24 protein-coding genes are annotated in these 19,271 nt (G+C 65.1%); all 24 read right to left on the reverse strand.

Going from position 1 to position 19,271, the window contains the following annotated elements; all coding sequences use genetic code 11:
- Positions 1-25 precede the first annotated feature (25 nt).
- Positions 26-322, reverse strand: a complete 297-nt coding sequence (locus tag PSEEN_RS19130; protein WP_011535204.1) for a phage tail assembly protein — start codon at positions 320-322, stop codon at positions 26-28.
- On the reverse strand, positions 319-666 hold the full coding sequence (locus tag PSEEN_RS19135; RefSeq protein WP_011535205.1) for a phage tail tube protein: 348 nt from the start codon (positions 664-666) through the stop codon (positions 319-321). Before PSEEN_RS19135 ends, PSEEN_RS19130 begins: the two co-directional genes overlap by 4 nt.
- 57 nt (positions 667-723) lie before the next feature.
- On the reverse strand, positions 724-2,220 hold the full coding sequence (locus PSEEN_RS19140; RefSeq protein WP_011535206.1) for a phage tail sheath subtilisin-like domain-containing protein: 1,497 nt from the start codon (positions 2,218-2,220) through the stop codon (positions 724-726).
- Positions 2,220-2,402, reverse strand: coding sequence for a DUF2635 domain-containing protein (locus PSEEN_RS19145; RefSeq protein ID WP_011535207.1), 183 nt, complete (start codon positions 2,400-2,402; stop codon positions 2,220-2,222). The genes PSEEN_RS19140 and PSEEN_RS19145 overlap by 1 nt, the downstream gene beginning before the upstream one ends.
- Complete coding sequence (locus PSEEN_RS19150) at positions 2,399-2,986, reverse strand: phage tail terminator protein (RefSeq protein WP_011535208.1); 588 nt, start codon at positions 2,984-2,986, stop codon at positions 2,399-2,401. The genes PSEEN_RS19145 and PSEEN_RS19150 overlap by 4 nt, the downstream gene beginning before the upstream one ends.
- Positions 2,987-3,042: 56 nt before the next feature.
- Positions 3,043-4,077 (reverse strand): phage late control D family protein, encoded by a 1,035-nt coding sequence (locus PSEEN_RS19155; RefSeq protein ID WP_011535209.1) that lies wholly within the window; start codon positions 4,075-4,077, stop codon positions 3,043-3,045.
- A 19-nt stretch (positions 4,078-4,096) separates the two neighbouring features.
- Positions 4,097-4,303 carry a tail protein X gene (locus PSEEN_RS19160; RefSeq protein WP_044488368.1) on the reverse strand — a complete coding sequence of 69 codons (207 nt, stop codon included), beginning with the start codon at positions 4,301-4,303 and terminating at the stop codon, positions 4,097-4,099.
- A complete protein-coding gene (locus PSEEN_RS19165; protein ID WP_011535211.1) occupies positions 4,278-5,123 on the reverse strand; it encodes a phage tail protein in 846 nt (281 codons plus the stop codon). The genes PSEEN_RS19160 and PSEEN_RS19165 overlap by 26 nt, the downstream gene beginning before the upstream one ends.
- A gap of 12 nt (positions 5,124-5,135) precedes the next feature.
- Entirely contained in the window at positions 5,136-7,244 is a 2,109-nt protein-coding gene (locus PSEEN_RS19170) for a hypothetical protein (RefSeq protein ID WP_011535212.1), read from the reverse strand.
- A 125-nt stretch (positions 7,245-7,369) separates the two neighbouring features.
- On the reverse strand, positions 7,370-7,672 hold the full coding sequence (locus tag PSEEN_RS19175; RefSeq protein ID WP_011535213.1) for a phage tail assembly protein: 303 nt from the start codon (positions 7,670-7,672) through the stop codon (positions 7,370-7,372).
- Positions 7,673-7,684: 12 nt separating this feature from the next.
- Positions 7,685-8,194 (reverse strand): phage major tail tube protein, encoded by a 510-nt coding sequence (locus tag PSEEN_RS19180; protein ID WP_011535214.1) that lies wholly within the window; start codon positions 8,192-8,194, stop codon positions 7,685-7,687.
- A gap of 13 nt (positions 8,195-8,207) precedes the next feature.
- Positions 8,208-9,374: a phage tail sheath subtilisin-like domain-containing protein gene (locus tag PSEEN_RS19185; protein WP_011535215.1), complete on the reverse strand. Its 1,167-nt coding sequence runs from the start codon at positions 9,372-9,374 to the stop codon at positions 8,208-8,210.
- A gap of 97 nt (positions 9,375-9,471) precedes the next feature.
- Positions 9,472-9,864, reverse strand: coding sequence for a phage tail assembly chaperone (locus PSEEN_RS26725; RefSeq protein WP_044488370.1), 393 nt, complete (start codon positions 9,862-9,864; stop codon positions 9,472-9,474).
- 10 nt (positions 9,865-9,874) lie between these two features.
- Positions 9,875-10,834, reverse strand: a complete 960-nt coding sequence (locus tag PSEEN_RS26730) for a glycine-rich domain-containing protein (protein ID WP_158020267.1) — start codon at positions 10,832-10,834, stop codon at positions 9,875-9,877.
- Positions 10,831-11,262 carry a phage tail assembly chaperone gene (locus PSEEN_RS19200; protein WP_011535218.1) on the reverse strand — a complete coding sequence of 144 codons (432 nt, stop codon included), beginning with the start codon at positions 11,260-11,262 and terminating at the stop codon, positions 10,831-10,833. The genes PSEEN_RS26730 and PSEEN_RS19200 overlap by 4 nt, the downstream gene beginning before the upstream one ends.
- A 3-nt stretch (positions 11,263-11,265) precedes the next feature.
- On the reverse strand, positions 11,266-13,962 hold the full coding sequence (locus PSEEN_RS27050) for a phage tail protein (protein ID WP_011535219.1): 2,697 nt from the start codon (positions 13,960-13,962) through the stop codon (positions 11,266-11,268).
- Entirely contained in the window at positions 13,955-14,566 is a 612-nt protein-coding gene (locus PSEEN_RS19210; RefSeq protein ID WP_011535220.1) for a phage tail protein I, read from the reverse strand. The genes PSEEN_RS27050 and PSEEN_RS19210 overlap by 8 nt, the downstream gene beginning before the upstream one ends.
- A 1-nt stretch (position 14,567) precedes the next feature.
- Entirely contained in the window at positions 14,568-15,449 is an 882-nt protein-coding gene (locus PSEEN_RS19215) for a baseplate assembly protein (RefSeq protein ID WP_011535221.1), read from the reverse strand.
- Positions 15,446-15,772 carry a GPW/gp25 family protein gene (locus PSEEN_RS19220; protein ID WP_011535222.1) on the reverse strand — a complete coding sequence of 109 codons (327 nt, stop codon included), beginning with the start codon at positions 15,770-15,772 and terminating at the stop codon, positions 15,446-15,448. The genes PSEEN_RS19215 and PSEEN_RS19220 overlap by 4 nt, the downstream gene beginning before the upstream one ends.
- A gap of 82 nt (positions 15,773-15,854) precedes the next feature.
- Positions 15,855-16,412, reverse strand: coding sequence for a phage baseplate assembly protein V (locus tag PSEEN_RS19225; RefSeq protein ID WP_011535223.1), 558 nt, complete (start codon positions 16,410-16,412; stop codon positions 15,855-15,857).
- Positions 16,409-16,906: a hypothetical protein gene (locus tag PSEEN_RS19230; protein WP_011535224.1), complete on the reverse strand. Its 498-nt coding sequence runs from the start codon at positions 16,904-16,906 to the stop codon at positions 16,409-16,411. Before PSEEN_RS19230 ends, PSEEN_RS19225 begins: the two co-directional genes overlap by 4 nt.
- A 119-nt stretch (positions 16,907-17,025) precedes the next feature.
- Positions 17,026-17,370 carry a hypothetical protein gene (locus tag PSEEN_RS19235; protein ID WP_011535225.1) on the reverse strand — a complete coding sequence of 115 codons (345 nt, stop codon included), beginning with the start codon at positions 17,368-17,370 and terminating at the stop codon, positions 17,026-17,028.
- A 7-nt stretch (positions 17,371-17,377) separates the two neighbouring features.
- Entirely contained in the window at positions 17,378-18,676 is a 1,299-nt protein-coding gene (locus tag PSEEN_RS26735; RefSeq protein WP_011535226.1) for a pyocin knob domain-containing protein, read from the reverse strand.
- Between the two features lie 207 nt (positions 18,677-18,883).
- Positions 18,884-19,264 (reverse strand): tail fiber assembly protein, encoded by a 381-nt coding sequence (locus tag PSEEN_RS27135; RefSeq protein WP_011535227.1) that lies wholly within the window; start codon positions 19,262-19,264, stop codon positions 18,884-18,886.
- Positions 19,265-19,271 lie beyond the last annotated feature (7 nt).

The raw sequence follows: 19,271 nt of genomic DNA on the forward strand, positions 1-19,271 counted from the left end.
CAGGCCAGGTCATAGGCGATGGCGATCAGCCCGCCGATGCTGGTGACGCCGCACTCATGAAAAAACCGGCGACGACCCAGCTGGCGGTGTTGAGGTCGGCCAGGTCCATCTGGTTGACCGACGACGGCGGAATGCCGGCGCAGACGGCGATGTACTTGGCCGCCACGTCCATGTCCAGGCTGACCTCCTCGCTTTTGTCGATGCGGTAGGGCAGCGCCTTGATGGTGCGCACCTCCTGCACCGTGGGCCGGCGCAGGGCCAGTTCCTGCAGCACTTCGCCGTGGGCCTCCAGCGGCACGTTGAGCTTGAGTACCTGGGTCATTGCCAGCTCCCCTTGATGCCATCGAATTCCAGCGCCACTTCCGCGTCGTCGCCCTTGCTCACCGGCTCGCCCACCAGGTAGGCGCCGGCCAGCACGTACACTCGGCCGTTGCTGAACTCGCAGGTGATGGTCATGTCGGTGCCGTTGACCAGCTTCTTCAGCGGGAAGTCAGGCGTGTGCAGCGCAGTGACCTTGAGCGACGGGCGCCGCTCTTCTTCCTTGTAGTAACCCGGCACCAGGGTGGTGCGGTTGACTTCCATCAGTGGCGCCTCGCAGCCGCCCTTGATGGTCAGTTGGGCACCGTCGACCTTGACGTAGCAGGTGCCCGCGATTTTCTGCCCCATGGCATCTCTCCATAAAAACAGGCCCGCTCAGGGCGGGCCGGGATAGGTGGTGGCCGCTCAGGCGGCGTCTTCGTACTGCAGGCGGAACTGGTTGAGCAGTGCAAACACGCGCAGACCGTTGATGTAGTCCGGCGGGAACAGCACGTTGACCCGGCTCGGGTCGGTGCTCGAACGCTCCACCACTAGGTGCTCGGCGAACAGCTCGGCGTTCTCCACGTGGCCTTCCTGTTCGAGCCTGGCGTACTGGGCGATCAGCTCGCCGCGCAGGGTGCTCGGGGTGACGATCGGTTGGCCGGCGCCGAAGCGAGTGCCGTCGCTGGCCAGCTTGTGGCGGCCGTACTTGCTGGTGATCACGCCTTGCAGGCGGCGGATGATGAAAGCCGACTGGTGCAGGGTCTCGCTGTCCAGGTAGGAGTTGTCCGGCTGGCCGTAGGCGTTCTTCTGGTAGGTGGTGATCGCCCGCTGGATGCGCAGCGAACCGCCTTCGTAGTACGCCGTGGCGATGCCGTAGCTGAGCAGCGACTGGCGCTCGCTGAGGCTGAAGCGCTCGCTGGCCGGCGCCGGCTCCAGGCCTGGCAGGGTACCGCTCTGGGTCGGGCGGCTGGCGTCGGCGGAAATGAACGCCGCCGAACGCGCGGCGAAGCTGGCGGCATGCAGCCACACTGGCTGCGGCGCGCCGCGTTCGACCGCCAGCAGGCTGGCATGCTGGTCGTTGCGCAGTTGGCCGGCGGCCACCAGGCTGCCGACCGTACCGCGTTTGGCGCCATACACATGGCCATACAGCTGGCGGCTCCAGGACCAGCGGCCGGCGCTGTCGTCCATGGCCAGTTTCCAGGCATCCAGGCTATTGCTGTCAGACCACGGCAGGCAGATGAATTCGAACGGTTCGTCACCCACCGCCGCCAAGGCCTGGACCTGGTCCGGCACGCCCGCGCCACCGGCGAATGCCGTGATGGTCAGCACCAGGCCGGCCGGGGTTTGCTCGCCGTTGCTCAGGCCAAGGCGATTGAGTTGCAGGGCAATGTCGTTGCCGCTGTCACCGGTCCATTTGCAGCTCAGGCTGAGCACGCCCGCGCTGGCCACCGCCGTCACCGGCAGGTCGGGGTTGGCGTTGATCTTCAGCGCCAGGGCACTGGCCACCTGGGCGGCGGTGTTGCCCAGGGCCACGCCGGCCTGGACCCGAACGCCTGCCACGTAGAGATTGACCAGGCCTGCTTCGGTGGCGCTGCCCTCGACCTTCACCTCGGCCTTGGCCACGGCGCCTTCACTGTTGCGCAACGGCAAGCACCAGATCTCGCCCAGCGGATCAGCCTTGCGCCAGGTTTCGTACATGGCCGCGAGCATCGAGCCCTGGCCACCGAGCTGGCGCGCCACCGCCAGGCTGGGCACCAGCACCAGCTTGCCGGCCTGTTCGGCGCTGGCGTTGTCGTTCACCTGGGCGACGATCAGCCGGCGCAGGTTGGAAGAGGCGCTGTTGGCGACCGAGTTGTCCATCTCGGCGTAGAACAGCGGTACACGGATGTCCGCGGGGATGTTGCTGAATCCGACCGACATTATTTGGCTCCCTGTGGTTTTGCCGCCTTGGCGGCCTTGAGGATCACATCGCCGTCCGCCAGGCGACGGCGCCACCAGACGGTGTCTGGCACGTCGCGGCCCTCGGCGGGCAGCAGGTCGCCGGATTGCGGATCCGGCACCGCCCGGCCAGCGGCCGGGATCACGGTGATGCGTGCTGTCATGGGTTGAAGGTTCCTTGGAAGGTCATTTCGATGCGCCCGTCAGGCCCTGGCTGGCGCAGGTTCGGGTCCGCCGGGTCGATGGCGTCGACCTGCACGGTGACGCCGGTCAACGGCGGCAGTTGGTCGAGCTGGCGTTCATGCCAGGTCTCGGCGGGCTCGCTGGCCCGGCTGCGGCCAAGCTGCAGCGGGGCGATGAAACGGTGGCGATAGAGCACGCGGCGCGTGTCGCAGCGCAGCAGCTCGCCACCGGCGTACTCCACCGGCTCGCGGCCGGGGGCGGGTTTCCAACCGACCAGCGCCAACCACAGCTCGGCGCGCAGGTCGTCGAGCCGTTCGAGGGCATGGGCGGTTCCCTGCGCGCTGCTGTCGAGCAGCAACAGCACGTCGAAGCGCTCAAGCAGGCTCTGCCGCGTGGCGTTCTGCAGGTCGTTGCGGTCGGCCTCCTCACCGGCCAGCAGCAGGCAGGCGATGGGCTGGGGCCGTGGTGCGAGGTTGTCGATCGCCGTCAGGTCGAGACCGACCACGGCGGTGTCGCCCAAGCTTGGGCACAGCGCCAGTTGGGCGCTGAGGAGACTGGGTTTCATGGGGGCTCCAGGTTCGGATGGGCTGCGCAACAAGGCTCAGGCGCAGCGTGGGCGCGCTAGGCTTTCACCGCGCCTGCACGTCGTGGCGCCTGGCCCTTGGCCTTGGCCTTGCCCTGCTTGCCACCGTTGCATTGCACCGTGGTGCGCCAGCCGCTGCTGGTGAACACCTGCTCTACCGACTCGACCAGGTAGGGCCCATCGAGCCCGGCGAGGAAGCCGGTGATCGTCACGCTGCGCTCGGCGAACAGGTCGGTGCGCCCGGGCATGTCCAGGCGCACGGAGGCCGTGTCGCGGTTGAAGCTGGCCAGGCGCGCCTTGGCGGCCTGTTCGGCGGCCGCACGGTTGGGGTACAGGTGGCGGTCGGTGTGCACCGGCTGCAGGCCCTGCGGTGCGTCGCCATTGTCCAGTTCGACGACGTTCAGCTTGCCGGTCGCCGCGTCCTGGTGGCGGGTGCGCACCGCCTTGTGGGTGCTCTTGTCGGCCAGGCGGAACTGCCACTGGCTGACCTCGTTGCGGGCGATGGTCACTACCCCCAACGCCTTGCCGCTGGCGCTCTGCCCGCCTTGGCGCGGCAGCACCAGCAACTGGCCATCGGCAAGCTTGGCGATGCAGTCGTTCTGCCGGGCCAGGCGGGTGATGAAGTTGAAGTCCGACTCGCTGTACTGGTCGACCCGCGGCAACTTGACCGTCACCGGGCAGACCGCCTGCCAGCCATTGCGCGCACCGATCTCGGCGACGATGCGTTGCAGTGTCGCCGCCTCCCAGCTACCGCTGCGGATGGTCTTGCCGGTACCGCGCAGGTCACTGGCCTTGCCGCGAATGACCAGGGTGTCGGGTGGCCCCGACAGCTCGACTTCATCCACGGTGTAGCGCCCCAGGCGCGTCAGCGGCTGGCCGGCGTACCCCAGGTGAACCTGCAGCACGACACCTCGGGCAGGCAACGCCAGGGCACCGTCGCGGGCGTCGATGCGCAGCTCGAAGTCGTCCGACTCCATGCCGGGCTTGTCGGTGGTGCGCAGCAACAGCAGGCGGTCGTTGATCAGCGCGGTGATGTCCTTGCCGTCGGCCTCGATGCGGAAGATCGGTTGCATGGTTCAGGCTCCTTGCCGGTCAGTCCCACAGTTGCACGGTGTTCGCGGCCACCACGGCCAGCGCCGGCAACACGATGCGCACCCCGCTGCGAAACGGCTGGGCCTCGTCCGCCAGGCCCTGGTTGGCCTCAAGCACCGCTTCGACCGAACCATCAAGGTGGCCGTAGTAGTGCTGGCAGAGCGTATCGAGCACATCGCCCTCAGACGTTGTACAAATCCTGGCCATAGCTCACGAACTCCAGTGAAAACCCTTGTTTGCGCGGGATGCCGCCAGCCAGCAGGGCGCCCTGCTCTTCCTCGATGCTGGTCAGGCACCAGGTGCCGAGCACCTCGCCGTAGCCGGTGGTCAGCGACAGCGGCAGCAATTGGCGACCGATGCTGCGCAGTGTCTGCAACTGGCCGAGGCCGCCCTTGAAGCCAGGGAAGATCGCCCCGCGAATGCTGATGGTCTCTTCACCCAGGCTCACCGCCTGCTGCGCGGTGTCGCGGCTCAGCCGCTCCTGGCCGGCCCAGCGGAAGCGGGTCTGCCGGCGCAGCTGGTCGAAGGCGGCGGTGTCGAGGTTGAAGTAGTACGGTGCCGCGCCCGCCTTCAGCGGTTGCAGCACCAGCAGGTGCGGGAACGGCTTGACCGCTTCGGCGGCGGGGGTCGCTTCGGGCGCGAAGCCCAGCGTCGACAGCACGCCGTTGACAGTCGAGCGCACCGCCCCGACCACGCGACCGATCGCTGCGCCAGCCTTGGCGGCGTGGGCGGCGAAGCCGTCGATGCGATCACGCACCTGGCGCACCACCGCCATCGCCTGGTCGTACTTGGCGACTACCTTGGCGACACGGGCCTGGGCGTTGGTGATCGCGCGCATCGTGCGCTGCAGCTTGGCACCGATGATCGGCCCGACCACCGGCAACCCTTCCAGCTCGCCCACAGCGCCTTGTATATGGCCGATCGCGTCGTTCATGGGGTCGAGCATGGCGTCGGCACGCCGACGCCCTGCCTCTCCCGCCTTGACCAGGGCGTGCAGCGTGGCTTGCAGCTGCTCCAGGTAGGTCATGGGTCCTCCTGTTCAAAAAGAATTGGGGTGGTCGGGCAGTTGCGCGTGGTAGGCCTGCCGCTGCAGGTCCTGCATGACACGCCGGACCGCTTCTTCGAGTTGCAAGCTGAGCTGGTTCGGCGCATCCACACTGCCCTGCACGGTGATGGGTATGTTGGCGGTAAAGGTGAGCTGCTGAGTGATGGGTGGCGCCATCGAGCCTTGCCCTTGCATCGGGCGTGGCCCGGTATCCGGCAGCACCACCGGTGCAGGTGGAACGCTGAGCTGCGAAGCAGGCCCTGGTTCGGCCATGTGCTCAGGCAGGTACCTTCCTGCCGATGCGGCAACCGGCGCACCCGCCCCTGGCGACAGAGGCCCATGAGACTTGGGCAGTGACATCACCCCAATTGGCGAGCCTGCCTGCGCAAATGGCCTGAAATCGGCAGCGCGCTCGGCAAAATACTTGCCCACCGGTGCAACAACCTGCTTATCCGCTTCAAGCGCCATCGGTACCATGACGCCGCCTGTCGAGTGCATCGCATCGACTGACGTTCGAGGTTTGGGTGGCACCTGCGGCGTTGCTGACAGCAGTTGTCTGGCCATCCGTGTGCCGACCTGCTCGTCGAAGACTCCACGCCCAGGAGCGGGAGTGACCTGACGCGGGTCCCGCAGGGTGATCGCTGTGGCCGGCTTGCGAGGGGGCTCATCGGAGGCAGTGAAGAGCGTCTTGCCAATCCAACCGCCGATCACACCACCAACCTTGTCGCCGACCATGTTGCCGATCAGCATCCCGACAGGCGGCGTGACAAAGCTACCCAGCAACGCCCCTCCCAACGCCGTGCCCACCACGCCACCGATCGCACCGCCGTACCCCGCACCTTTTTCCTCGGGGGTCTTGGCGGTGGCGTAGGTGTAGACCCCCTTTACCCCGGCCTCCACCCACGGCATCTTGCCGGCTGCCTTGAAGGCAGCCTTCAAAGCGGCCCCGCGTCCAAGGGGAGCGTTGATGCCGGTAGGTGACGGCCCGGCATCCGCTCCCAGTGGATAGAGGTCGTCCACTGCCGTCACACCCTTGGCCCGGCCCAGATTACGCAGCCGGTCGCGATGCGTGTAGGCGGCAGCTCCCGCGCCTATCCCCACGGCACTGGCCAAGGTGCCCCACAACGTAGTCGCGGGAGATGGCGAGGCACCGCTCACCGACGGCGTCGGTTGCCCACTCCCAGTGTTCGTTGCCGGTGGACTTTGTGACGCATCACTGGGAGCGGCCATCAGCCCCTTGCCCAGCGCGCCACCGATCTTGTCGCCAATAAATGACAGCCCCATGGAAGCTGCTGGGGCGAGCGTCTTGAGTTTTCCACCCAACATGGCACCCGACACAGCCCCCATGAAGCCGCCAGCCGCACCGCCCACACCCTCACCCATCTGTTCGGGCGTGGAGGCAGTGGTCGCCGTGAAGATCAACTTCATCCCGGCGTCCATCCCACTCAGGGTTGCTGCCGACTTACCCGCCATCAGCGCCTGCGCCCAGCGCCCCGGTTCGGTGGGCCTCGGCATTGGTGCTGGCGCCGCATCCGCACCCAGTGGGTAGTCCTCGAAGACTGGAGCTCGATCGGTACCTTCGATGACCAACGGTGGCAGATACACCGTATCCGGCCGGCTGGACGAACTGGCTTGGGCACCGTCAGGATGGCCCTCGCTGCCAGTCGAGCCGGCCTTTGCGCTCAACGTCTTGCCGATCACCGCAGGTGCCTGGGCGATGCCTTTCGCCGCCAGGTAACCACCACCAGCAACTAGCAGCGACGTCGCTGCATCGCGCGCGGTCTGAGCGACCGGAGGCAATAGCCCCGGTGCAGGTGGGGGCGCCCGGTTGTTCAGGGCACGCTCCAGAAGTTCCTTGTTCTGCTGAAGCAGCCCAACCTGTTGTTGCTGTACTTTCAAGGACTCGGCCTGATCGTCCTTGCCCTCCACTGCCTCCGTCACTTGCCGAGGCAGGTCGACACCGCCACCGACATCAGGCGGTCGCTGGGTCACCCCCAGCGTCCCCATGGGGACCGTGCGGCGTCGCTCCTCCCCCACCGCCTCCCCAAGCTCTGGGACGGTGGCACCGACAGCGCCCAGCGCTGTCGTTGATCTGTTCGCCATCCGTGTCTCCCTTTCACTCCGCCAGCCACCAGACCATGTCGCTGAACGACATGGTCATGATTTCGCTCGCGGAAAAGTTCAGCTCCTTGGCCAGCCGCCTGGCGGCGGCCTTCTGCCGGGCGGGGTCAAAGCTCGTCGTCCTGCACCAGGCGAAAATAGCCGGTCTGCAGGCGGCTGTAGTCCTTCAGGGCCAGGCCCTCGAGGTCCTTGACGCCGACTTCGGCGAGCGAGGCGAACAGGTTCAGTTCGCGCTGCTCGTCGTCGCTCGTACCACCGGCCTGGGCATTGCGGATGTCACGCACGGTTGGGGCGCGCAGCGACAGGCTGTCGACCTGCACGCCGTTGGCCTCGCTGGGGCGCGACAGGCGCACGGTCACGCGCTCGGCGTTGACGGTCAGCCATTGCGGAAGCTGTTTCGCTTGAGCCATCGAACGTTCTCCTTAAAGACCCAGGGCTGCGCGCTGGGCGGCCAGCTGGTCGACACCGTCGATCACGCGCTTCATGCCCAGGGCATCGATTTCGTAGACCAGGCGGCCATCGACTTCGAGCTTGTAGTAGGTGACGGCGACGCTGTGCTTGATCTCGGCCTTGTCGCCGGATTTCCAGTCGCCCATGTCGATCTCTTTCAGCGAGCCGCGCAGGGTGACGATCACCGGGTTGATCTTGCCCTTCAGGCCCTTGAAGGCGCCGCGGAAGGTACCGTTGAAAGCAGTGCCGTCGGCCAGGCCGAAGAACTTCAGCGACTCGCGGCGCACGCCGGTGGTGGTGAAGGCGGCTTCCTGTTTTTCCATGCCCTGGTCCATCTGGACCGGCATGTCCATGCCGCCGGGGCGGTGCTCTTCCATCTTCAGGGTGAGCTTGGGCAGGGTCAGGCTGGGTACATCGCCCTGGAAGCTGACGCCATCGACGAACAGGTTCAGGTTGGCCAGGGTTTCGGGAATCATTGCCATGTAGATGCGCTCCTTAAGCGGCGGTATCGAGGACTTCGGTCAGCCACTGGTTGGTGACTTCGACGCGGAAATTGGGGTTTTCGGCAGGCGGCACATCGGTGAAGCGGATGTTCCAGTACACCTTGCCCTGCTCCAGCTGGCTGGCGGTGTTCAGCTCCGGGTCGGCGAAGACTTCGAAGTTGATGATCGCGCCCTGGTTCTTCAGGTCGCGCATGAAGGCCTGCAGGCCCTCGGTGACGTCCTTGACGTAGGTGGCGGTGATGGAGCGGTCCACGGCCCACTTGTGGCCGTAGAGGATCGCGTCCATGACGATGTCCATGGTGCGCACACGGGTGACGAAGGCCCATTTCGGGTCGCTCGACAGGGTGCGGTTGCCCCACAGGCGGAAGCCGTCGTCGCGGATGATGGTGGCGATGTTGGCGTTGTTCAGCAGGTTGGCGCGGCAGGTGTCGTCGCCATCGAGGAACTCCACCGCGCGGGTGGTACCGGTGATGCCGACGAACTCCTTGTTCGAAGGCGACGCCCAGAAGCCGTACTCGCGGTCGGTGTAGGCGAACAAGCCGGCGACCCAGGCCGAGCCCGGCGCATCGACGGTAGCCTCGGCGGCGTTGTCCCAGTAGCGCACGCCCGGGTCGACCAGGAAGGCGCGCTTGGCGCCGAAGTTCTTGGCGTAGGCGATGGCCGCTTCATCGGTGGTGTTGGGGCCGTCGATGATGGCGATGGCGCGCAGCTTGTCGGCCAGGGCCACCAGCGCGGTACCTACAGCCTGGGTGGCGCTGTGCTTGGGCGCTACCAGCAGGCGTGGCTGGGCGTTGAAACGGCTCTTGCCGTCGAGCAGCGCCTGCAGGCCGGTGCGCTTGCCGTCGGCCAGCACGTTGCCGATGATCGCCGCGGTCTGCTCGGCGCCGTCTTCGAGCTTGGCCACGCCGCAGGCGACGATGACCGCCTTGGCGCGGCTGTAGATGGCGCGGCAGGCCTTGGTGATCGCCGCGTCCTGGCCGAACGCCGCGACCGCTTCGCGCTCGCTGGTGATCAGGATCAGGTCGTTGGCCTTGGCGGTGACGCCCGGGCCTTCGGTGAAGGTGTCGACCAGGCCGATGATCGAGGACGATGGCAGTGCGATGCTGCGCGCGCCAGTGTCGACGTTGGTCACGGTGACGCCGTGGAAGAATCCACTCATGTAGGTTTACTCCAGGTACAGGTGTGAAAAGGCCCCGCTGGTGCGGGGCCTGGAAAGGTTTGCTTCAGGTAAGAAAACGCCCCGGCGGTGCGGGGCGTCAGGGGGTCAGTGAACTGATCCAATGCGGCGCATTCGGGCGCCTGGCCAGTTCGGGGAATAGTTCGGCTTGCGGCCACACGCGCAAGGCCTGCCGATAATCGAGCAATTCCGCGTACTGCGTGGGGGTCAACGACGGCTGGATCCCCAGATCCAGCTCCTCGCGATGACGCGATGTCAGCCATTGGCTGGCGTGCAATTGACCGTCTCGCCATGCACGCTCGGCAATCGTCCGGCCAACAGGCTCGGGCGTGGTGAAGTTTCCTTCGACCATCACATCACCGGGTTGTGTATCGGCCGGGCATTCAAGCCACTTCATCGAGGCGTGGAAGCGGCCTTGCGGGTCGATATCGGTTGTTTCTACAACGGTGTCGTCTACTAAAAGTGCCCACATAGGTCCTCCATCACCACCAAAGTTCGATACAGCCATGAGCACCCGGTGCGCCAGGTCCAAAACGCCCACCTCCACCGCACCCGGGCTTTCGAGGGCGGGAACTGTCGACTGCGGCAGCGATACTGAATGCGCCACCACCATGCCCTCCGTAAAGCGCTCCGTTAGGTATCGACACGGGAACACCACCATCTCCCATCGAGGTATTGAGATCGCCCCCATAGCCTTCACCGGAATAGGAGGAATTGCCATCGTTGGTGCCACCCGGGCCGCCGCTGGCGGAGCAAAACGTCACGAACGACGAGCTACCACCGGGCTGACCTGGTTGGCCATCATTGGCGGCACCGGCCCCACCCGCGCCAACAGCGATTTTCGCGGTGAACAAACCTGCAAGGCTTACCAGCTTTTCCGAGACACCGCCGCCGCCGCCGCCGCCAGGCCCTGGAGCTGCAGTACTCCGGGCACCGCCACCACCGCCAGCAGTCACACGCACACGCGCCAGCCTTCGGCCACTGCGCAAAACTGGTGGTACTACTGGTTCGCTGGTACCTGGGGTTTGCCAGACGATGTATCCGGTTGCCAGGCTCGCAGGCAGTTGAGCCTGCCCGACACACCACCATTTGCCCGCGCCATCAGCCCTGAGGGCCAGGAAGTCGCCCGCAAAGATGAGTTCCGTCGAAGCGAGCCCTTCGTTGGAGATCAGGGTGTCGAGCATGATCCGGTCATTGCCGCTTGCCTTGATCGACAGCGTGTTGGCCGATGTATCGCGTCTGCGCAAAATCACTTCCACCGCACCCAAGGGCTTGTCAGCGGCAGGGAGCGTGACGGTAAGGTTTCCAGCACTTGCATCAATGACGACATGCCCGAGACGCTCGGCTGACAATGACGTCGAAGCCACGATGGTATCCGCCTGCATGGTCAGTGAACGCAGCAGGACCATATCCAACTGCGAATGTAAGCTTGCCTGGCTCATTGTCCGTCTCCGGATTCGTTGATGAAATCAGGCGCTACCGGCCGCTTTCCGGCATCGGGGAATGCATCGGACTGGGGCCAATCACGCAGGGCCTGGAGGTAGGTCAATAGAGCATGGAATTGCTCGGGACTCAGATTCGTCTCAGCACCGCCTCCCAGCTCTAACTGGTCACGGTGACGATCACGTAACTTCAACGAATCCGCTAGCATCCGGTCGCGCCAACCTCGCTCGACAGCTGCGGCATTTTCAATAAGCTCTCGCAGTCCAGGCATGCCATTGCTTTCAACAACGATCTGCTTGCCGATTGCTTGGCCTCTCATCAGTACGGCATGCAGCTCTGCACTGATTTCAACCGCATCGTCGGGACGCATGCGGTCAAGCACCTTGGAGTCATAGAAACCTTGGTTTTGGGCTGAATAAAAGATCATGGGTTACCTGCCTACTGCGAAATACGAGTAAACGAGCGGGGACGACGTGTAGAAGTTGCGCACTGTAAAGGTCGACAGCGTTGTCGGTACGGCACCTCCAAACGGTGAAGTCGTGCCGTACTGAACGGTGTCTCTCACACTCACGAACACGTGGTAGAACTGGTTCGGAAAAGTGGTCGGCAACGAAAAACTATTCGTGGCATTCGCGGCAACTGTCACCTGCCCCCACTGAATGACAAAGCCACCCAACCAGCCAGGAAGTTTCAGATATCCCGCGTCAGCGAAACTGGCGGCGAAGCCCCAGCGCAGTTTTTTGGGGGTGACGGCCACTTCATCAATTTCACCCGCATTGACCTGGTCTTGAGACGCTAATCTGAGAATCCCAGGCTTCGTCTCCGTAGCCGGCCCCACTTGCGATACCAACGCGGCCACATCGACCTGCCCCTGATTCACAGGAGTACTCCAGGCCTTGATGCACCACATCACCGACTGGTTTCGAGGCCGCGTTTCAGCAGCGGCCCTAACTACCTTCGAAGCATCAAAGCGCGCGATATCACTAGCCGCTATTGAGGATGCATCTCGCGTAATCGTATTGGCGGAGGTTGATTCACCAAAGACTGTGGAAAATGCACCAGAGGCTCCTCCCATGACGCCAAGGCCAACGCCTGCTCCTCCGCGTAAGCCAATAGAGCCGGTGATGTTCTGAATCGCATCGCTCTGCGAAGTGCCCATACCTCGACCAGGATCCACGCCACGCCCATGGTCCCAGCCGCGCAGGAACTCGCCTCGGTAATCGGGGAGTCGGAAGTATCCTGCCGGCTCTGTGCCATTGTTATAGGAAGCACCGAGATAAGCCGCGAGATCCGGATAGGTCGCGACGCTTTGCAAGCTGCCATCGAGCTCGAGGTAACCAGCCGGTACCTCCGCCTTGGGGAACGGCAGGATCGCACCAACAGGTGTCGAAGAACGCAATGCCTTCAGTTCGGCAACAAGGGCCGCGACGTCGATCTGCCCCTGGTTCACCGGCGCATTCCAGGCCTTGATGCACCACATCACCGCCAAGTTGCGCGGGCGGGTCTCTGAATCGCCGGTGCTGCCAGAAATCAAACCGGCGATCGCGCCGCCCAAGGCCCCAGGAGCACTCTCCTTGTAGGCTTTTGCCGTCGCTGACGCGCTATTGCCATACGCTTTCCCGTAGATCGAGGTGACGTCTCCGGTGGCACCTGTCACAGCCGAGGCCCCTGAACCACCACCGACATTGTCGATGAACCCTACGTCCTTGTGGGTATGCGCCTTGAAGGATTCGCCCTGGGTGCTGCCCACGGCACGGCCGCTGTCTACACCACGGCCATGGTCCCAACCCCGCAGGAACTCACCACGGGTATCCGGCAGGCGGAAGAACCCTGCCGCTTCGTTGCCCGTGTTGAATGCTCCACCCAGATAGGCCGCCAGGTCCGGGTACACCGCCGCGCTCTGGGTACTGCCGTCGACTTCGAGGAAGCCCGCCGGCACCGTCCCCCTCGGGAACGGCAGCATGGTGCCCACCGGCAACGCCGACGCTGTGTTCAAGAGCGCCTGAGTCTCGGCCTTGGTGTAGCTGTTCGCGGCCTGGAACGAACTGAAGGCCAGGATCTCCACCGCCTCACCCAAGCTGCATGGGGCCTTGAAGGTGATCTTCTGGCCGTCGGACAGGTAGTCGGTGATCTCGCGGCCATTGCGCAGCACGATGGTGCTGCCGATGGTGTGCGCCAGGGTGAAGACGGTCTGGCCGACCGACGCCTCGAACGAGTAACGCTCGAATGCTTTGTTGGCACCAACGCCACCACCGAGCTGGAAGTAGGTGCCGTCGTAGTTCAGGTCGTACAAGGCGCCAGCGCGGATATCGCCGCCCACCAGGTCGACCAGGCCGTTATTACCGGACTTCTTTACCGCCACGGCGGCCAAGCCATTGATGCGCGCCGTTACGGCGCCGGTGTTGGTGGCGCTGGCCTGGAACTGGAAGCGCTGGCCAGCGGCGTAGGCCGCCAGAGCCGACTCGCCGCTCTTGAGCTTCAGCGTCAGGGCATCGGCGGTGCCGGTAGCGACACCCAGCCAGGCCAGCGGCCCGACGTCCTTGGCCGCATCGGCGCGGCGCAGGTACTGCGGGTGTGGGTCGGCGGCGTCCACGTGCGCCTTGAGCTGGTTGCGGGCGTAGAGCTCGGCCGCTTCGCGGGCCTTGTCCACGTAGTCACGCGTCGCAAGCACGATGCTCGGGTCGACTTTCAGCGTGACGTTGGCGAGGTTGCCGAACACCACGTGCATGCGGATGGTCTGGGTACGCCCGGAGCCTTGCGCCAGCAGCGGCTTGTAGCTGGGCGCCGGCTTGGCCACGGCGATGAAGTTGCCGTTGGCGTCTTCCAGCGCCAGCTCGCGGATCCACCAGCCACCGGTCTCCGGTGGCAGGACCAGCTCGGCGACCAGCACGCCAGGGTCGGCGGGCGATTGGTAGAGGGCGTTCAGTTGCGCCCGGTAGACCTGGCGCACCAGCGCGGTCTGGGTGGGTTTCGGGGTGGGATCGGGGGTCTGCGACGGGTCGCCGCCGGCATCGCCGATCAGCATGTGGGTGATGTTCCAGGGCAGCCCCAGCACGGCGGTATTGGCCTGCTGGGCGATGCCGGTGTTGGTCAGGAACCCACCGAATTGGGTGGTTGCGTTAGCCATTGAGGTAGATGTCCAGTATGTCCAGGGTTTGCTCGTTCACCAGGTTGCAGGCGCCCACATGCACATCGATGTCCGATGCCTGCCAGGGATGTACCTCCAGCAGCTCACCGTCGTAGAGGCCCACCGCCTGGTACGCGGGGATCAGGCTTTCCAGGCTGATGTCCAGGCCGACCAGGTGCCGGCTGACTGGCTTGGCGTCCTCGATCAGGCGGGTCAGCTCCTGGTAGGTCTGTTCGTCGATGCCGCTGTCCGCCACCCCGACCTTCAGGGCGAACGTGCCCGGCACCCCGGCAGGCTTGGCCTGCCACCATTCCTGCACCTCGATCAGGTAGCCGAACGGCTCGACCACCCGCCTGAGGGCGCCGAGGGTGCCCTTGTGGGCGTGGACGAAGAACGCCGAGCGGATCACCGAGCGCTTGATCGCCTCGCTCCAGCTGTCGTCCCAGCGGTCCACCGACCAGGCCCAGGCCAGCTGGTAGAGCAGGTGCGCCGGGCAGGTGTCGGGGTTGTAGAGGGTGCGCAGGCCGGCCTTGAGGTCTTCGTCGGCGGCCACTTCCAGGGCGCGCTCCAGCGGCGTGCGGTTGAGCGGCAGAAGGCTGTGCATGTCAGCCTCCGCGCTTGAGGTCGATGCCGGTGCACCAGGCCGCCTGGGCCTTGCTCGGGCGGATGTCGCTCCAGCCGATCAGCTCGACCCGGCTCACGCCGTCGATGTGCAACTGGGCGTCGATGCCGGAGCGGGCGACTTCCAGGCCGAGCCTGCGCCGTGGGTTGATCCAGGCTTGCAGGCGGCGCCGGCATTCGCCGAGGACCGTTTCGTACTCCGGGCCGTTGTCGGCCATGTGCAGCACGGCCTCGACGCGGTAGGGCAGCACCTCGGCGCTGCGCACGTTGACCCGGTCGGCGACCGGGCGAATGTCGTCGTCGTTGAGGTAGGCCTGCACCTGCGCCAGCAGCTCGGGGCTGGCCACGCCATCGCCATCCAGGCTCAGCACGGTGATGTCCACCACGGCGGGCGACGGGCTCTCGGCGGTCGCGTCAGCGACCCGGCCCGAGGCGTTGCGGGCGTGGAGGATGTAGCTGTTGCGCGGGCCGGCGGTGGTCAGGCCTTCGTAGACCAGTTGCACCCGCTCGCGCAAGGCATCGTCGGCTTCGAGGATGGCTTCGGTCGGCGGGATCGTGCTCGAGTCGGCGGCCTGGATCACCAGGCGTTGCAGGTTGACGTTGGCGGCCAGCTGGTCGAGGTCGCGGCCTTCGGCATAAGCCAGCAGCAGCGCCTTGGCGGCATCGTTGATGCGCGCCCGGTTGAGCAGCTTGCGGTAGGCGCCGACTTCCAGCAGCTTGGTGACCGGGTCGCTTTCCAGGTTGGCGTTCCAGCCATCGCCCAGCTGGGCGCGGAAGCTGGCCAGGTCCTCCTGGTACAGCGCCTCGAAATCGAGGTCTTCGAGCAGCTGCGGGGCCGGCAGCTTCGACAGGTCGACCTGGCTCATACGGTCACCTCCACCAGCGCGTCGTCGCCCAGGTAGCGGCCACTCAAGGCCAGGCTGACCTGGCCGTCGAGCACGGCCACGACCTTGACCCGGTCGAGCTTCAGGCGCGGTTCCCAGCGCCCGAGGGCCCGGGCCACTTCGGCCTGCACCGCACTCTTCCAGCCTTCGTTGACCGGCAGGTCGACGTAGCGGCGCAGCTGGCTGCCGTACTCGGGGCGCATGCGCCGGCTGCCCAGCGGGGTGGTGAGGATGTCCTCGATGGATTGGCGCAGGTGGGCGATGCCCGTCAGGGGCTGGCCGGTGCGGCGGTCCAGGCCGATCATGGGGCACCCCCTGCGGCAGGCGCACCCCGTGCTTGGGTATGCATGGCGTTCTCCTGATATGAAAGAGCCCGCAGGCGCGGGCTCAGTGCTTGTGATTGGCGGTGTTGCCAGCGGTATCGATGATCCGCCCGCCGCCGTTGATGTCGCCGCTGACCAGCAGCGGGCCATTGACCGTGACCTTGCCGGTCAGGGTGATGGCCGTGGCATCGAGGGCGATGGCGCCGTCGTTGACCACCAGGGTGCTGGCACCGACCTTGATGGTCGCGTTGCCGCTGGGCAGCTGGATGTCATAGCGCTTGGCTTGCCAGTCGTAAGCCAACGAGCCACCGTCGTCGAAGCGCCAGACCTCCACGTGATCGCGGTTGTCCGGCGCGGCGCCAGCATTGCCATAGAGGCCCGGCACGAAGGTGCCCTGGGCCGGCTCGCCACTGGGGCTGACCAGCACGCCCTGCTCGCCCAGGCTCGGTGCCCGCCAGTGGCGCGCCTTGCCGGCGGCCTGGCTGTGCCAGCGCACCCAGGCGCTGGTCCAGTCGCCGTCGGAGACCCGGACGCGGGCGGCGGCGAGGTCTACCGCCACTACCGAGCACGGGATCACCAGGCTGGCCAGCATGCGGTCGTGCATCGCCGTGGCGTAGCTCATGCCAGGTCCTCCGGGGCCAGGTACTTGTCCTTGTTGCCTGGCCCGGTATCGGGGGCGAAGCCCAGTACCAGGCTGCCCGGCGGCTGCTCGGGCCATTGCCAGTCAGGCTCGCCCAACAGCACGGGCTGATCCCAGGTCACCTTCCAGAGCGCGCCCTGGTACAGGGCCTGGACGTTGCGGACTGCCTCGACGAAGTCCAGGCCCCACAACTGCTGGCGCAACAGGTCCATCAATTGCGCGGCCAGCTCGCTGCCTTGCAGCCGAGCATCGGTGGTGCTCGGATCCGGCGTGATGATGGCCTCGCACATCACGACCAGCACCGAGCGCCCATCGCGGGGCGCCGCGTCGGCGACCATGCTGACGATGCCGTGACGCAGGGCTGGCAGCGTCGGGTTACCTGCCGTGCCCTTGTCGGCTTCGACCGTGGCCAGGTCGGGCATCGCCTTGCGAATGGAGGCCGTCACGGCCGCCTGCAGGATTGAAAGTTCACTCATGCCGGCTCCTTGCAGCCCGCTTCGAGCTGTCGTATACCGCGGCTGAACATCGAGCCATTGGCTTTCTCCGGGCAAAAAAATACCGCCGGGTGGCGGTTGTCGACTTCGAACCGTGGGCACTATGCCGGGCGCCGTGGGCGGTACTGTTGCTCGGGGAAGCCCTCGGCCCCCTCCTTCCATGCCCGCAGGGCAATCCGGTAGGCGCGCCAGTCGGCGGTGGTCATGCCTGGGATGGCAGTTGGGTCGTTGTCATCGAGCATCAGCAGCTGATCGGCGACCAGCTGCATCTGCTCGGCGACCCACAACCCCTCCTCGCCTTTCCTGACAGCCAACGCCTGGCTGTCGACAAAATCTTGATACTGCTCATCAGAGAGACTGACAAAGCCCTCCTGAAGATGCTGGTCCAAGGTGTCTTCGTTGTACGCGTAGATCCCGTCGGTGGCAGGGTCCTTGTAATAAAGCATGGCGGCTTCACCTCAGTTCGTAGAAATAGGCCAGGTTGGCAGTACCGTTGGCCGCCGCAACCGAATAGGCCGCCCCTGGAGGAATCACGCAGGTGGCCGTATTGATGTACGCACCAGCCACGCCAGCGTACTGCCCATAGATCGGAACACCACTGATATACAGGATGGCAGTTGTGTTGATGACACTGGCCGGGCCGAACAACGCCGAGACCTGGATGGGCCTGCCGGTGTCATTCGTGTAGTTGACCCCGGCGGCGCGTGCTGCGGTCATGTTCTGCCAGGACTGTCCCAGCCAGGACGGCGTGGTGTTGGCCCAGGCGCGCCATGTACTCCCGACGAGGAAGCGAACCGCTGCTTCATAACCCGTGACAGAGTACGCAACCTGAATGGCCTCGATGCCGCCGGTTCGCCCCAGGTGCAGCACCGCACCATAGGCGATGCTCGGTGGACGATTGAGGGTGTCGTTGTTGAACCTATAGATGCCACCCATCCCCACCAGTGCGTTGAGGTCGGTGGGTGTCGGCGCGTTGGTGCCGATACCGTGGTCCCCCACCTTGAGCAGCTTGCCAGCGGCGCTGTCGAATGGACTGCTGGCAAGGTCCTTGGCCGTGGTGATCTGGTTCCAGGCACTCCAGGCATTGTTGGTGAGTACCCGCAGGTATTTCAGCGGCTCTGCGGCGGGGGTGTACTCCTGAACAGAGTAAAGGTCGTTGAAGCTGCGCACCGACAGGTGCCCATTGACGTTACCGGGTACGACACCGGCCTGGTCGACATTGACATAGTAATCACCTGTCGAACGTAGCGTGTTGAGGGTCGAGGACGCCACCAACGGAGTGTGACCACCCACGCCAAAATCCCCGACCTTGAGCACCCGGCCAAGGGTGGCATCGGCGCTTGAAGTCGTCAGGCTGGCTGTCGCCGCCGTACCGAGCTTGGCTGCGTCGGCATGGACGGTCCAAACCGTCCAACTCTTGGTGTTGACGTTGTACGCCCGAGTCGCGGACTTGCCACTCACGACTTCGATGGCGAATTGAGTGACAAACCCTCCCGCGCTCACCGAGGTATGGATAAGCGGATAGGTAATGCCTGGTGGCAGATGCGCTGCGCTGCCACTCAAGGCCGACCACCAACCTGGCCCGGAAGCGTCATTGCAATCGGCAACATTGCGCGTAGCCGGGAGCAGGCCGGTGAGGCCTGTATTGTCCAGCACGGCGAAGTTGGCATTTATGCGGGAGAATGCCGTGCGGGCGTCATCGCCATCCAACCCGCTAGGCGGTGTACCCAGTCTTACTGGATCGAGTGCCATCGCTCCTCCTTGGAGCCAGTCAGATTGGCCTGGGCCAAGCAGATCGACTGGGTGTTCATCGCGACTCTCCAGTGTAGGATGGCCCCTTGCACAACGAAGGACGTGGTGCGTGCAGGGTCAGGCACAGGAGCACATTCGCGCCCGCGATCTGGTGTCCCCAGGCAAAAAAATACCGCCTGGCGGCGGTGGGTGGTGAACTTGGCCAAGTCAGGCCGGCGCTAGCGGCCAATCGATATCAGCGGGGTAACCAGGTTGCTCAGGCAACCGATTCAGCGCGACACGATAGCGCCGCCATTCTTTCAGCCGGGCGACTTCAGCCTCACTGGCTTCGTCGAGGTCGACGGCATCCTGCAGCGGAGCAATGGCTGTATCGGCAATGGCCCGAAGGCGCAGTGCTTCGGCCTGGGCAACAACCAAAGGATCAGGCGTCAGCAATTTCTGGTAGTAAGCCTCGACCTCGGCTTCGATCATTGGCACGAGGGCCTCGTTGATGTAGTCATCCTGCGAGCCATCGGCCTTGAACGCGTGGATCATAGCCAGGCCGTCCCATGGCTCGTCCCGGTAGTACTTCATGTCTGGATCAAACATCCCTGCC

The sequence above is a fragment of the Pseudomonas entomophila L48 genome, from assembly GCF_000026105.1.
GTDB classification, from domain to species: Bacteria; Pseudomonadota; Gammaproteobacteria; order Pseudomonadales; family Pseudomonadaceae; genus Aquipseudomonas; species Aquipseudomonas entomophila.